Origin of the sequence: Pseudomonas sp. Z5-35 (genome assembly GCF_051131945.1) — a bacterium.
Taxonomy (GTDB): Bacteria; Pseudomonadota; Gammaproteobacteria; order Pseudomonadales; family Pseudomonadaceae; genus Aquipseudomonas; species Aquipseudomonas marvdashtae.
In genome coordinates, this window is the sequence record NZ_CP071640.1 from 3,053,740 (window position 1) to 3,066,232 (window position 12,493).

15 protein-coding genes and 3 tRNA genes are annotated in these 12,493 nt (G+C 58.6%); 10 read left to right on the forward strand and 8 right to left on the reverse strand.

From position 1 onward, the window contains the following. The first annotated feature begins 98 nt into the window (after positions 1 to 98). The 3 genes from J3P95_RS13940 to J3P95_RS13950 all read left to right on the forward strand — a co-directional run bounded on the left by J3P95_RS13940 (position 99) and on the right by J3P95_RS13950 (position 3,221). Positions 99 to 186, forward strand: a tRNA-Ser gene (locus tag J3P95_RS13940). Between the two features lie 122 nt (positions 187 to 308). After that, the gene (locus tag J3P95_RS13945; protein WP_434557409.1) at positions 309 to 1,166 is read left to right on the forward strand and encodes an SPFH domain-containing protein; all 858 of its coding nucleotides are present in this window, start codon (positions 309 to 311) and stop codon (positions 1,164 to 1,166) included. 261 nt (positions 1,167 to 1,427) lie between these two features. Further along, complete coding sequence (locus tag J3P95_RS13950) at positions 1,428 to 3,221, forward strand: DAHL domain-containing protein (RefSeq protein ID WP_434580906.1); 1,794 nt, start codon at positions 1,428 to 1,430, stop codon at positions 3,219 to 3,221. 44 nt (positions 3,222 to 3,265) lie between these two features. Here J3P95_RS13950 and J3P95_RS13955 read toward each other — a convergent pair whose 3' ends face one another. Together J3P95_RS13955 and J3P95_RS13960 are read right to left on the reverse strand one after the other, a co-directional pair. Continuing rightward, the gene (locus J3P95_RS13955) at positions 3,266 to 3,457 is read right to left on the reverse strand and encodes a DUF2188 domain-containing protein (protein ID WP_186609993.1); all 192 of its coding nucleotides are present in this window, start codon (positions 3,455 to 3,457) and stop codon (positions 3,266 to 3,268) included. 102 nt (positions 3,458 to 3,559) lie between these two features. Next, complete coding sequence (locus J3P95_RS13960) at positions 3,560 to 4,459, reverse strand: polysaccharide deacetylase family protein (RefSeq protein WP_434557412.1); 900 nt, start codon at positions 4,457 to 4,459, stop codon at positions 3,560 to 3,562. A 237-nt stretch (positions 4,460 to 4,696) separates the two neighbouring features. Here J3P95_RS13960 and J3P95_RS13965 point away from each other — a divergent pair, with 237 nt between their 5' ends. The 3 genes from J3P95_RS13965 (at position 4,697) to J3P95_RS13975 (ending at position 5,921) form a co-directional block, all read left to right on the forward strand. Further along, positions 4,697 to 4,951, forward strand: coding sequence for a DUF6555 family protein (locus J3P95_RS13965; protein ID WP_434557413.1), 255 nt, complete (start codon positions 4,697 to 4,699; stop codon positions 4,949 to 4,951). 155 nt (positions 4,952 to 5,106) lie between these two features. Next, complete coding sequence (locus tag J3P95_RS13970; protein ID WP_186609990.1) at positions 5,107 to 5,337, forward strand: hypothetical protein; 231 nt, start codon at positions 5,107 to 5,109, stop codon at positions 5,335 to 5,337. Between the two features lie 158 nt (positions 5,338 to 5,495). Then, the gene (locus tag J3P95_RS13975) at positions 5,496 to 5,921 is read left to right on the forward strand and encodes a hypothetical protein (protein WP_434557414.1); all 426 of its coding nucleotides are present in this window, start codon (positions 5,496 to 5,498) and stop codon (positions 5,919 to 5,921) included. 23 nt (positions 5,922 to 5,944) lie between these two features. Here the strand turns inward: J3P95_RS13975 and J3P95_RS13980 are convergent, their stop codons facing one another. Beyond that, positions 5,945 to 6,172 (reverse strand): PLD nuclease N-terminal domain-containing protein, encoded by a 228-nt coding sequence (locus J3P95_RS13980; protein WP_186609988.1) that lies wholly within the window; start codon positions 6,170 to 6,172, stop codon positions 5,945 to 5,947. Between the two features lie 92 nt (positions 6,173 to 6,264). After that, entirely contained in the window at positions 6,265 to 6,450 is a 186-nt protein-coding gene (locus J3P95_RS13985) for a hypothetical protein (RefSeq protein ID WP_434557416.1), read from the reverse strand. 247 nt (positions 6,451 to 6,697) lie between these two features. Here J3P95_RS13985 and J3P95_RS13990 point away from each other — a divergent pair, with 247 nt between their 5' ends. Further along, entirely contained in the window at positions 6,698 to 7,060 is a 363-nt protein-coding gene (locus J3P95_RS13990) for an NUDIX hydrolase (protein ID WP_434557417.1), read from the forward strand. Between the two features lie 73 nt (positions 7,061 to 7,133). Here the strand turns inward: J3P95_RS13990 and J3P95_RS13995 are convergent. Continuing rightward, positions 7,134 to 7,220: transfer RNA gene (locus J3P95_RS13995), tRNA-Leu, on the reverse strand. Between the two features lie 197 nt (positions 7,221 to 7,417). Beyond that, positions 7,418 to 7,491, reverse strand: a tRNA-Cys gene (locus J3P95_RS14000). A gap of 339 nt (positions 7,492 to 7,830) precedes the next feature. Between J3P95_RS14000 and J3P95_RS14005 the strand changes: the two genes are divergently transcribed. The 3 genes from J3P95_RS14005 to J3P95_RS14015 all read left to right on the forward strand — a co-directional run bounded on the left by J3P95_RS14005 (position 7,831) and on the right by J3P95_RS14015 (position 10,811). Beyond that, complete coding sequence (locus J3P95_RS14005) at positions 7,831 to 8,667, forward strand: SRPBCC family protein (RefSeq protein WP_434580902.1); 837 nt, start codon at positions 7,831 to 7,833, stop codon at positions 8,665 to 8,667. Further along, on the forward strand, positions 8,667 to 9,839 hold the full coding sequence (locus tag J3P95_RS14010; RefSeq protein ID WP_434580900.1) for a zinc-dependent alcohol dehydrogenase: 1,173 nt from the start codon (positions 8,667 to 8,669) through the stop codon (positions 9,837 to 9,839). The genes J3P95_RS14005 and J3P95_RS14010 overlap by 1 nt, the downstream gene beginning before the upstream one ends. Before the next feature lie 192 nt (positions 9,840 to 10,031). Next, on the forward strand, positions 10,032 to 10,811 hold the full coding sequence (locus J3P95_RS14015) for a TSUP family transporter (RefSeq protein ID WP_434580898.1): 780 nt from the start codon (positions 10,032 to 10,034) through the stop codon (positions 10,809 to 10,811). Here J3P95_RS14015 and nudC read toward each other — a convergent pair. Together nudC and J3P95_RS14025 are read right to left on the reverse strand one after the other, a co-directional pair. Then, positions 10,779 to 11,609 (reverse strand): NAD(+) diphosphatase, encoded by an 831-nt coding sequence (nudC, locus tag J3P95_RS14020; RefSeq protein WP_434580896.1) that lies wholly within the window; start codon positions 11,607 to 11,609, stop codon positions 10,779 to 10,781. The two genes, J3P95_RS14015 and nudC, sit on opposite strands and share 33 nt — an antisense overlap. A 6-nt stretch (positions 11,610 to 11,615) precedes the next feature. Further along, positions 11,616 to 12,428, reverse strand: a complete 813-nt coding sequence (locus J3P95_RS14025; RefSeq protein ID WP_434557422.1) for a crotonase/enoyl-CoA hydratase family protein — start codon at positions 12,426 to 12,428, stop codon at positions 11,616 to 11,618. Positions 12,429 to 12,493: the final 65 nt, after the last annotated feature.

Below are 12,493 nucleotides of genomic sequence, written 5' to 3' on the forward strand. Positions count from 1 at the left end.
TTCAGTGGCATGGATCATAACAGACGCTCTGTAACAAGCTACGTAGAGAGTTTGACAGTGTGTTTCATTCGGGTATTATGGCGCCCGCAACGCAATACGGAGGTGTGGCCGAGTGGTTTAAGGCAACGGTCTTGAAAACCGTCGACTGTAACAGGTCCATGAGTTCGAATCCCATCGCCTCCGCCATCTTCTAACGTTAGAGCCCTGAATTTTCAGGGCTTTTTCGTGTCTGGCGTTTGAAAAAACAGTGACGGTCTTCACAAAGGAAACAGTGCATGCCACCTCCAACCCCACTCAAGGAAAGTAAAGTGAACAGCAAAACCATCGGTTCGATCGCCGCTGCAATTCTCGGCGTGGTCCTGTTATGCGTGTTCTATGGCAGTTGGTACACCGTTGATGAGACCGAGCGCGGCGTGCTCTTGCGCAACGGAGCCCTGGTCGGCGTGGTTGAGCCGGGTTTGTCGTTCAAGATGCCGTTTATCGAGTCGGTCCGCTTGATCAGCACGCAAAGCCAGGTCACCGCCTACAATGACTTGCAGGCGTACAGCAAGGACCAGCAATCCGCCGAGCTCAAGGTGTCGGTGTCCTGGCACATCGCGCCTTCCGATGTGGCCAAGGTCTATACCCAGTTCAAGGACCTCGAAGGCATTCGGGACCGGATGATCAGCCGACAGGTGCCGACCCAGGTCGAGAACGTGTTTGGCAAGTTCAACGCTGTCGCGGCAGTGCAGAACCGCGTTCAGTTGGTCAACGATATTTCGGCGGCAATCAAGGCGACGATTACCGGACCGGTGATCATCGACAGCGTCCAGGTCGAGAACATCGATTTCAGCGATGCCTACGAAAAAGCCATCGAAGCGCGCATGGCGGCGGAAGTCCAGGTCAAGACCCGTGAGCAACAGCTCGCCACCGAGCAGGTCCAGGCGCAGATCCGCGTGACCCAGGCCCAGGCGGAAGCCGATTCGCAGGTTGCCCAGGCCAAGGCAGATGCCCTCGCCACTGAATTGCGCGGCAGGGCCGAGGCCGAAGCGATCAAGGCTCGCGCCCAGGCGCTGGCCAGTAACCAGAACCTGGTGGAACTGACCAAGGCCGAGCGCTGGAACGGCGAGTTGCCCACCACCATGTTGCCCAACACCGCCCTGCCTTTCATCGATCTCAACAAATAGGTCCATCGGCGCGGTCCGTCCTGGCCGCGCCTCCCCCGCACGACAACTGCCGAACAAAGCGCCGCCCCGCCTCGTTGACGCTACACTTCGTTCAATGAGGAACCCAATGTTCGTCGTTGGCAGGGAATTCAACGTGTACCCAGGCAAAAGCAGATCGACGCTACCCCTCTCCTATACCCCCGCGCAGCCTTTCGCCCTGATCATTTCCACGTTGCAGAATCGACCACGTGCTTCGGTCTCCATCGTGAACAGGAGAAACGCGTGACCATTCTCTTCAGAAAATACAAATGGCCCGCCTTGTTGGCCGTAGCGCTGATTGTTTTCTCGGCGTTGATTTTCTTTTTAATAAAGTCCTACACCTACGACACATCGACTTACTTCGAGTCGCGCGACTTCATTCGCCAACTCAAACAAGCCGACGCGAACTGGAACGTAAAAATCCTTCGGAAAAAAATAGGCGTCAACAACAACCTTTCGCTCACCCCGCCGCCCGAAGCGCAAAGCCGATGGGAGCAATTGGAGCGACTGAACCACTCCGGTCCGCTGGCAACGCTGTGGGCCTCAAGGCGCCAGGGCTATGTGGATGCGGTCAAGAACAAGAGCCTGTTGGTGGCGCAATTCGAGCAACACAATGCCAACTTGCGTACGTCGTTGGACGCACTACCGACGGTTGAGGATCAAATACAAACCTTGCTGCAGGAGATGAAAGCCGACGGGGACATTGCCCGTTTGACGGCCGCCTCCAATGTCCTCGACCTGGCGTTGACGACTTTGGAATACGCCCTCTACGTCACGTCGGACAAAGCGGCGGAAGTACAAGACCGGTTAAATGAACTCGAACAACACATTGATTCGTTGCCCGCCGCCTCTCGCCCGACCTTTATCGCCCTGATACAGCACGTCAAGACCATCATTCAAGAGCAGCCGTTGGTCAACGACCTGCTGGATCGCATCAGCGTCATACCCGTGGCCCAGGAACTGGACAGCATCAATGAGCTATTGAACGAAACGCAACGCCGGACGGCCGCCACAGACCGCCAGTACCATATGTACCTGGCCATCTGCGCCAGCCTGATGGCGCTGTTGATGATTTACCTCGCCGTGCGGCTGGTGCGCAGCTATTCGGTGATCAATCAGATCAACCATGAGCTGCAGGCTTCCAACGACAACCTCGAAGAGCGCGTGCAAGCGCGTACGCAGGAGCTGAAAGAGGCCGAGCGCGAGTTGGTGGATGCCGCGCGCATGGCGGGCATGGCCGAGATCGCGACGAACGTCTTGCACAACGTCGGCAACGTGCTCAACAGCGTGAATATTTCAGCGGAGCTGGTGACCCGCAAGTTGAAGAACAGCAAGACGCAGGGATTGGGGCGAGCTGTCAGGATGATGAACGAACATACCCAGGATCTGGGCCAGTTCATCACCGAGGACGAAAAAGGCAAGCTGTTGCCCCGCTACTTTAATGAACTGGCCGACTCCGTTGCCGCCGAACAGGCGCTGCTCATTGAAGAGCTGGCGCAACTGACCAGAAGCATTGATCACATCAAGGAAATCGTCACGACCCAGCAAACCTACGCCGGGGCCGCCAGGCTGATCGAGCCGCTGAATATCGCCGAGCTGTTCGAAGATGCATTGCGCATGAATTCGGGCGCGCTGAGCAGGCACCATGTCACCGTCATCAAGGATTATCAGGACACACCGGTGATGCTGGGCGACAAGCACCGGTTGCTGCTGATCCTGATCAATTTGATCAGCAATGCCAAGTTCGCCATGTCCCATATCGAACCGCCTAGGGAAATGGTCTTGGGCATTCGTATCGTCGAGCCGGCAACCTTATGTTTGACCGTCAAGGATCGTGGCGAAGGCATCGCGCCTGAGCACCTGGCCAGGATCTTCAATCACGGGTTCACGACCCGCAAGAACGGCCACGGATTCGGCTTGCACAGTTGCGCTTTAGCGGCGGTCGAGATGAACGGCCGCCTTCATGTCCACAGTGACGGGCCTGGGCAAGGCGCGGTGTTCACCTTGGAAATCCCGCTGGAACTGGCGGTTTCCTGATCCGATAGGCAGCGCGGCGGGTTTGACTGCCCGCCGCGCTTCGACTACCGAGTGTTGCCTGGCTGGACGCTACGGCGCCTCCTGGCCGGCAACGCGGCGGCATAGGCCAGCGCTTCCTCGCGCGAAGCGAAGGAGCCCAACCGGTCGGCCTGGGTACAAACCCGCCACGGGCCGCTGTTTACGCTGAGTACGTCATAACCATTGATGTGCATTTTCGTCAGCATCGCAGTACTCATGATCCTCACCTCCTGGAAAAACAGGTTACGGCGTCTACATTACTCCCGGTTTTCGGCCCGGTGCCTACCGAACGTCGCGCCGTGTCCAACCAGGAAAAACCATCAATGGGCGTCCGAATCCCATAGCCAGTCCCACAAACCGGGTAGATGCACGGGCTGGGAGGTATTCTGGACCGTGCGCGCCATCGCAGCGCGCTCAAGGGCCTGGCTGTCGTCATAAAAAGGCTTGGCGGCCGTCTTCAGGCCGGTTTCGCGGGCGCTGTCGAGCAGAATCTGCAGGTACTCGCGGGCGTGGCGAGCGGTATAGCGATTGAGGTCATGGAAGGTCACCACGACCGGTATCACCCCGTCCACGGCCGGTAGTTGCCCGGCAGCGATACGCTCACGCACTTCGGAGAGCTGGCGTGTCAGGCTCATCCGTCGCCGCGGACTCAGGGTGATGCCCCAGACTTTTCCATCGTTGGCACTCAAGTCCGTCAGCAATACGTGCATGCCGTGCCGCTGATAGGCCGCGAAGGTGCGCCTGTCATAGCTCCAGAACGGTGGCCTCACCAGGCTGGGCGGCGCGCCGGTCACTGCGGCAATATCGTTTGCGCCGTTGACGAGCGACTGCTCCAGTTCGTCAGGATTCAGGAATCGATGATTGGTGTGCCAATGGGTTGCCGTATGTAAGCCCAGCAGGTGCCCTTCCCTCTGCTCACGATGCATGACCGAACGGCCGATGTCGCTGCCTCCGGCTCGCGGCGCACGCGTCTGGACAAAAAATACAGCCTTGATCCCTGGCTGCACCGGGTTATGTGCAAGGGCCTCCAACACATCCAGGCTAGGATTCCAGAATGACGATGCGCTGGGACCGTCGTCAAAGGTCAACAGGAAACGGATCGGAGGTTGAGCGCGCAAGCGTTGCTCGGTGTTCGGAGTCAGTTCGACCGGTGATCCAATGCATCCCGACAAACCACTGGCAATGAACATCATGACCAGCGCCCCGACGATATTCTTCATGTTTTGCCTTTATTCAGTGCCGCAATGCGTCGCCTTCGATCCCTGGCACCTTGTTTTTAAGCTCATCTTGGAGGAGGTTAACCGGGTTTGGTTCCACACCGTGAGCACTGTCGTTCCAGGCCATGCGGCGTAAGCTGGCCAAAGGCCTGCGCGGTGCTTATTCGACCGTCTGGAAATCCGATGGAATTTTCCGAACGCCTCCGTATCCATCCGTATAGGATCAATTAGGGAGGATTTATGGGCGGTCCATCGCTTTACATCATCGACTACATGCTCCATGGCGAGCCCAAGTCTTTCATCATTCGCGCAGACTTGATGAATAACTCCGAAGCTTGGCATTGGGCCAGTTGCGACGCGGGTGTTGGGCGCATACCCAAATTCGGCAGGGAAAAGGTCAAGCGGGTATCAAAACCCATGGCGGAAAAATACGGTATTACCGATGTGCGCTGGCGTGTCTCCGTCGCGCCCTCTTGGATAAAGGAGTCCGGCTGAAACGGATATGACAGACTCTGGCGCGCCGACTGTCCAGTCGCGCGCCGGATGTCCCACAGACCAGTAATAACTCAACTACGCTTTATTGCAGCATTACCCGTCACTACCGATGGGTTTTGTGCTGCCTGATCCTCAACCTTGAATGGAGGTGTGACATGTCCGAAAAAGAGTCCATCACCACCCTGCTCACTTTGCTGGAATCGCGCCAGGCTCGGCTGACCGCAGCCTGCAAAGAAATCGCCGACTGGGTCGACCACCAGGGTGGCCACCCCGCCGCGGTCCGTATCCGCGATCGCCTCAATGACATCGAGAAAGACGCCCCTTCGATCCAGAGCGCATTGTCATCGTTGAAGCCCTCGGAGCCACCGCTACCCAAATTTCGGTAGCGCCAGGCTTCATTAACGCCAGGCTGCGTTGATGACTGTTGCCTGACAGATTCCCCCCTACGGTCTACCGGTTGAAAAACCGATGGAACAAGGACCGTTCTTTGCGCCTCGATATTGATAGGTATGGCTGCAAAGAAACGTCGAAAGGGAGAATCATCATGAATGCCAAAGTCCTGCTGCTGATCGCCTGCGCAGTCCCCTCCACGGTCATGGCCCAAGGATGTGACGTCACTACCCGGTCCCAGAGCCAAGCGGTAGCGCAAGTCGAAACCCGCAGTTGTTATGAATATCAAGGCGTGCCCGCCGAGGCCATCGGCTGGTCCTGCAGCAACGAAAGCAAGGGAACCCTGAGCACCGAAAAGAAACCGGTCGAGCGCTGCGCCGAAGGCTATGTGGCGACCTGCAAGGCCAGGCTTACCCAGGAAGCCTTGGCCAATCCCCATTCAACCAGCAAGGATCGCAGCGGTGGGTCGGCCAACCTTCCGGACAATGCGCAAGTCATCCGGTACTACTATGGCGCGCATCAGCTTCAGCAAGCGCAAAAGGACTGCGAAACCACCGGCGGCCAGTGGAAAAACCGCTGACCGGGTGGCTCGCATAGGCTGCGTCAGCCCTTGCTGTGCTCGGGCGATGAAGGCGGGTTCTTCATGCCTCGCGGCCCCGCCACGCCCCAGACAATCAAGCCCAGCACAGGCAGGATGATCAACAGCAGCGCCCAGCCTGCCTTGGTACCGGCCGATTTATCGCTCCGGAAGACGCTGACAATCGCCCACAAATCCACGAGCAACAGCAGCACCGCAACGGCGATCCAGAAATAACTGGCTAATTCAGACATGGCCTAATCCTCTTGTCAGTCTATGGATTAGGCATGGCCACCGAGGGTCCGTTCAAAGAATCTGCTTAACCGGTGGCGTGACAGCCGTGCAGCTACTCGCGTTCGTTCAGATAGGCGACCCATTGCTCATAGGCCTCATGTTGACGCCGGACTGCCTCGTCCCAGGCATTCCCGGACATTTGATGGATACAGATCAGCGTCATCATTTCTGATGTGGCGGTATCGAGCTCAACTAAAAGCTCGTGGGATTTGATCTTGAAATCTTCAACGGTGGTCATTCTGCTCGTTCCCCCATTCACCGGGACCGGTTCGTCCACCCAACATTGATGCGTTTTTTCCAAGCTGATTCATTTTTGGCGATGACCGGTCGCTCAAGCGTACCGCTGGCGAAATGGATGCAGTCTTTGCCGTGGGCTCGCGGTCCCACAGGTATCAGCAAAATAAATTTTGAACACACCGAGCGCGCAAGGCTCAAATATTGCAGTTATATTGCAATTTAATGACAGTCGGTGAGTGGGCAAGGCTATGAAAATTCGAGCGACCGTCATCTGCGAAGAAGACCGCCATATCCTGCTGGTGCGCAAACCCAAGAGCCGCTGGGCCCTGCCGGGTGGCACTGTCGAGCGCGGCGAAAGCCATGCCGACGCAGCCCTGAGAGAGCTGGCGGAGGAAACCGGGCTGAGCGCCGAGAACCTTCTCTACTTGATGCGGCTCAACGAAGGCGGCACCGAGCATCACGTGTTCGAAGCTTCAATCAACGACTCGAAGGCAGCCCGGCCACAGAACGAAATCTGCGACTGCCTCTGGCATCCGCTGGATGCCATTGCCCAGTTGCAGATGAAAAAGGGCACGCGGGAGATACTGGAGGCGTTTCGGCGCAGGTTGTGATCGGTGGCTGGAGACTTTCAGCGGAGCAAACAAAAAGGGTTGCATGAGGTATCATGCAACCCTTTGTTTTGTATGGTGCCCGAAGCCGGAATCGAACCGGCACGCCCTTACGAGCGGGGGATTTTAAGTCCCATGCGTCTACCAGTTTCGCCATTCGGGCGGTAGCGCGGCCAAGCCGTGTGAAACTGGCAGATGTATGCATCTGCCAGGATCGAGCCTGGTGCAACAGAGGGGGAAATATATACATCCCTCCCCGGTGAAGCAAGGATGCCCTTGCCCTTTTAAAGACAAAACCTTTCACTGCTTGGTGAATAAAAAAAGCTCTGTAGATCATGGATCTACAGAGCTTTTTAAAAGTGGAGGCCGAAGTCGGAATCGAACCGGCGTAGGTGGATTTGCAATCCACTGCATAACCATTTTGCTATTCGGCCTCAAGACGCTTGATGCAATGCAACCACATCAACCGCATACAAACTGATCAGGACGATAGCCGCCATTAGCGAGCTATCTCCTTGAAAACATTAAGTTTTTTAACAACCCAATGCGTTCGATGGGCGCAATTATGTACTCATTTGCCTGGACTGACAACCCCTTGATTTCAAAAAAATTTTAGCTGCTGGCCGGCCTTCCGGCTCTTTTGACCCGGCAAGACAAGGGGGCGAAACCCGCCCCGCGTCCGGCTCATCGGAAACCGCCAAAGCCAACGGAACAACCCCGTACGCCCTCGGTTCATTCCTTATGTCGTCCCTGGATTAATAAGGAGAATCATCATGACCGAACGTCCAAAACTGGTGGCGAGCCGGGCCCCGGTTCCCACGCCTTCGCACCCTAATCTCGGCACGCCGGAGCGTTTGGTGTCGCTGGTTGCAGGTTCACTGCTGATCGCCAACGGCTTGCGCCAAGGGGGTCTGAAAGGCTGGCCACAAGTGCTGCTGGGTGCATGCGCGGCCTGGCGTGGCTACAGCGGCACATGCAGGGTCAAGCGCGCATTGACCCACAGCCCGTTCGAGCAAACTTTCGAACAGGATCGAGACTGGGACGGCAGCAAGGTGATCTCCCGCAGCATCACGGTGGGCAAGCCCAGGGAAGAGGTCTTTGCGTTCTGCCGCAACCCGGCCAATCTCGGGTCGTTGATGCCTTGGGTCGATGCCATCGAGCAGACCGGCGAGCGCACCTATCGCTGGGTCGCCCATGGGCCGATGGACAAGACGCTGCACTGGGACCTCGAAGAGTGCGAGCCCAAGGAAGGCCGCAAACTGCACTGGGTCGCCGGGCCGGATAAACGATTCAAGCATGACATCCAAATGCACTTCAGCGATGCACCGGCCGGCCGCGGTACGCAAATCAAAGTCATCGTCGCCTGCCAGACGCCCCTCGGCGCGGCTGGCTACGCCCTGGCCGCGGCCATTTCACGGTTTTCGGACAAAGCCTTGCTGAACGTGCTGCGCAGCATCAAGCAACAGCTGGAGACTGGGGAAGTGAGTACCAACAAAATGCGCGAGCAAACCAGGGATTTTCTCTTCGTGCACCCGGCCAGCAAAGCGACTCAAGCACCGGCCAATGATTCTCCCACTGACAAATCCGGACTCAACGGAGGTACCGTCTGATGCGCGCACTGACTTGGCAAGGCCCCAACTCATTACAAGTCGAGACCGTCGACGACCCGTCCATCCTCAACCCTCGCGATGCCATCGTGCGAGTCATCCTGTCATCAGTCTGCGGCTCGGATTTGCACCTGCTTGGCGGTTACGTACCGACCATGCAGGCCGGCGATATCATTGGCCATGAATTCATGGGCGAAGTAGTGGAAACCGGCTCGGCTGTCACCCAATTCAAGAAGGGCGACCGGGTCGTAACGGTGTCGATTGTCGGCTGCGGCGAATGCGAGCACTGCCAGCGCTCGGACTTTTCCTGCTGCGACAACTCCAATCCAAACCCCACCGCTACGGACATTGCCTACGGCCAGCCGGCTTGCGGCATCATTGGCTACAGCCATGCCTTTGGCGGTTACGCCGGCAGCCACGCGACTTACATCCGCGTGCCTTTCGCCGACGTGAACCTGTTCACCATCCCCGATGGCGTCAGCGACGAACAGGCGGTGTTCGTCTCTGACGCAGTGCCCACCGGCTATTTCGCCGCCGACAATGCCGACATCCAGCGCGGCGATACAGTGGCGGTGTGGGGCTGCGGCGGCGTTGGGCTGATGGCAATCTCCAGCGCCTATTTGCTGGGCGCCGAACGAGTGATCGCCATCGACCGCTTTCCCGATCGCTTACGCCTGGCCGAAGAAAAGGCTGGCGCCATGGCCCTTAATTACGAGACCACCGATGTGCACGCCGCCTTGCTGGAGCTGACCGGCGGCCGCGGACCGGATCGCTGCATCGATTGCGTCGGCATGGAGGCTCACGGCACCGAGGTCGATTATTTCTACGACAAGACCAAGCAGATGCTGCGCCTGCACACTGAGCGCGGAACCGTCCTGCGCCAGTCGATCCGCGCCTGTCGCAAAGGCGGAACGGTGTCGGTGGTCGGGGTGTACGGCGGCTTGCTGGACAAATTCCCCATGGGGGCGATCGTCAACAAATCCCTGACCCTGCGTTCGGGCCAGCAACCGGGACAGCGCTACGTGAGGCGGTTGTTCGAGCACATCCAGAAAGGTGAGCTGGACCCCTCCTATCTGCTGACCCATCCCATGGGGCTGGAGCAGTCGGTGGAGGGCTATGGAATGTTCAAGGACAAGCGCGAAAATTGCTTGCGAGCGGTGTTTCGGCCGGAGTGAGGTTATTCGTGGCGATCATGCACCCGTACGCCAGAGTTGATCCACGCTGGCAAACACAACGCATCACCGTGACGAGGAAGGAGCAAGCTTCCTCGCCACGGGCGATTTGAGGCAGTCGCGGGCCGGCGCCGTTATGGGTAACATAACGGCCTTCCCGCAGCCTTTCTGCGACCTGCCCAATAAGCCCATTCCATGCCTTTTGAACTCAGCGTAGACCTCTCCACCCTCGCTATCCTGGCCGTTGTCGCGTTCATTGCCGGTTTCATCGACGCCATTGCCGGCGGTGGCGGCCTGCTCACCACACCTGCCCTGTTGACCGCCGGCCTGCCGCCGCACCTGGTCCTGGGCACCAATAAGCTGAGTTCGACCTTTGGCTCGGCCACGGCCAGCTTTACCTTCTACAGGCGCAAGTTGTTTCATCCACGGCAGTGGACTCACGCGATTGTCGGCACGCTGGTCGGTGCACTGGCCGGCGCCATCGTCGCCCATTACCTGCCCGCCGAATGGCTAAACAAGATGCTGCCGGTGATTGTCTTTGCCTGCGGCTTGTACCTGCTGTTCGGCGGCACACCCAAGGCGCCGCTGGACAGTGACGCGCCGATCAAGAAGGCCTGGCAGGCGCCCCAAGGCTTCACCCTGGGTTTCTATGACGGCGTGGCCGGCCCGGGAACCGGCGCGTTCTGGACCGTCAGCAGCCTGCTGCTCTACCCTATCGACCTGGTCAAGGCCAGCGGCGTGGCTCGCAGCATGAACTTCGTCAGCAACATCGCGGCGCTGTCGGTGTTCATCTTCTCGGGCCAGGTGGATTGGATCATCGGCCTGAGCATGGGCCTGTCGGTGATGGTCGGCGCCTTCTTTGGCGCGCGCACCGCCATCAGCGGCGGCGCGAAGTTCATCCGCCCGGTGTTCATCACCGTGGTGCTGGGCCTGACCGTGCGGCTAGCCTGGCAGCACTGGTTCAGCGTGGCCTAGACGCCGGGCGACATAGAGGTCGATCAGGTAGCGAGCGATGGAACGCGAGGCCGGCAACGGCGGCAGGTCGTGAACGTTGAACCACTGGGCGTCCTCGATTTCATCTTCCTGGGGCACGATGTCGCCCCCGGCGTACTCGGCATGGAAACCCAGCATCATCGAATGGGGGAACGGCCAGCACTGGCTGCCCACGTACTGGATGTTCTTCACTTCGATGCTGACTTCCTCGCGCACCTCCCGGACCAGGCAATCCTCCGCCGACTCACCCGGCTCGGCAAACCCCGCCAAGGTGCTGTAGACACCGCTGACGAACCGGGGCGAACGGGCCAGCAGGACTTCATCGCCACGGGTGATCAATACGATCATGCTGGGTGAGATGCGCGGGTAATGCCGCAGGTCGCACGCCTGACAATACATCGCCCGCTCCCGCGGAACCTGGCTCATGCGCTGGCCGCAACTGCCACAGAAGCGATGCTCCCGGGCCCAGGTGCCGACCTGCGCCGCATAGCCCAGTACCTTGAACAGCGTGTGGTCGTCCTCGAGCATGAACGCCCGCAGGCCTTTCCAGTTGCAGCCGGGAATCTCCAGAGAGCTGCGCAATTCCAGCAGGTACACCGGTTCGCCATCCAGGTGACCGATGCCATGTTCGGCGAGGATCGACAGGTCCTGGCGCTTGAGCCAGTCGCGGGGAAACAACGCGCCGTTGTCATCGTACAAAAAACCTTCCGGGCTGCGAGCGACGGCCCAGCCGCCGGGGAGGTCGGTGTCGAGTACTGCGGTGGTCCAACATGAAATCATGATCGATCAATCCAGAAATTCGGGTTTCTGTTTGCTCATATGGGCGGCCATGGCCACGCGCAGGTCGTTGGATTGCAACATGGCGGCGTTCCAGGTGGCGACGTATTCCAGCCCGTCGTCGATGCGATGATCGCGCATGTAGCTGATCATTTCCTTGGTGCCGGCGATAGCGATCGGCGACTTGGCGGCAATTTCCCGGGCAATGCCCATCACCCCGTCGAGCAGGCTGGCGGCATCGCTGTAGACACGATTGACCAGGCCAATGCTGCGCGCTTCGTCGGCACCAAAGGTGCGCCCCGTATAAGCGAGTTCACGCAGCATGCCGTCCCCGATGATCCGGGGCAAGCGTTGCAATGTGCCAACATCGGCGGCCATGCCGATGTCGATTTCCTTGATGGAGAACTGCGCGTCCTGGGCGGCGTAGCGCATGTCGCAGGCGGAAATCAGGTCGATGGCACCGCCCAGGCAATAACCCTGGATCGCCGCGAGAACCGGTTTACGGCAATTGTCCACGGCGTTGAACGAGGCTTGCAGTTCCAGGATCTTGCGCCGCAGCACACGGGCGTTGCGGCCGACATCCTTGCCCAGTTCATTCGCCACTCCGGCCAGCATCATCAGGTCGATGCCGGACGAAAAGTGCTTGCCGGCACCGCTCAGGACCACCACTCGCACTTCGTCGGTATCGTCGACCCACTGGAAGATATCGATGATCTCAGTCCAGAACGCAGCGTTCATCGCGTTGATCTTGTCCGGGCGATTGATCTGCACATGGGCGATTTTATCCGCAAGTTCGACGTTGAACGCTTGATATTGCGACATGGCAGTGATCCTTAACCGGCAGAAAAGAGGCTTGAACTATAGCAAGCCATCACCACAGGACGTAG

Coding starts and splice junctions, on each gene's coding strand:
- J3P95_RS13955 (WP_186609993.1), bottom strand. CDS start 3,457: ATGAGTACTGCGATGCTGACGAAAATGCACATCAATGGTTATGACGTA.
- J3P95_RS13960 (WP_434557412.1), bottom strand. CDS start 4,459: ATGAAGAATATCGTCGGGGCGCTGGTCATGATGTTCATTGCCAGTGGT.
- J3P95_RS13965 (WP_434557413.1), top strand. CDS start 4,697: ATGGGCGGTCCATCGCTTTACATCATCGACTACATGCTCCATGGCGAG.
- J3P95_RS13970 (WP_186609990.1), top strand. CDS start 5,107: ATGTCCGAAAAAGAGTCCATCACCACCCTGCTCACTTTGCTGGAATCG.
- J3P95_RS13975 (WP_434557414.1), top strand. CDS start 5,496: ATGAATGCCAAAGTCCTGCTGCTGATCGCCTGCGCAGTCCCCTCCACG.
- J3P95_RS13980 (WP_186609988.1), bottom strand. CDS start 6,172: ATGTCTGAATTAGCCAGTTATTTCTGGATCGCCGTTGCGGTGCTGCTG.
- J3P95_RS13985 (WP_434557416.1), bottom strand. CDS start 6,450: ATGACCACCGTTGAAGATTTCAAGATCAAATCCCACGAGCTTTTAGTT.
- J3P95_RS13990 (WP_434557417.1), top strand. CDS start 6,698: ATGAAAATTCGAGCGACCGTCATCTGCGAAGAAGACCGCCATATCCTG.
- J3P95_RS14005 (WP_434580902.1), top strand. CDS start 7,831: ATGACCGAACGTCCAAAACTGGTGGCGAGCCGGGCCCCGGTTCCCACG.
- J3P95_RS14010 (WP_434580900.1), top strand. CDS start 8,667: ATGCGCGCACTGACTTGGCAAGGCCCCAACTCATTACAAGTCGAGACC.
- J3P95_RS14015 (WP_434580898.1), top strand. CDS start 10,032: ATGCCTTTTGAACTCAGCGTAGACCTCTCCACCCTCGCTATCCTGGCC.
- nudC (WP_434580896.1), bottom strand. CDS start 11,609: ATGATTTCATGTTGGACCACCGCAGTACTCGACACCGACCTCCCCGGC.
- J3P95_RS14025 (WP_434557422.1), bottom strand. CDS start 12,428: ATGTCGCAATATCAAGCGTTCAACGTCGAACTTGCGGATAAAATCGCC.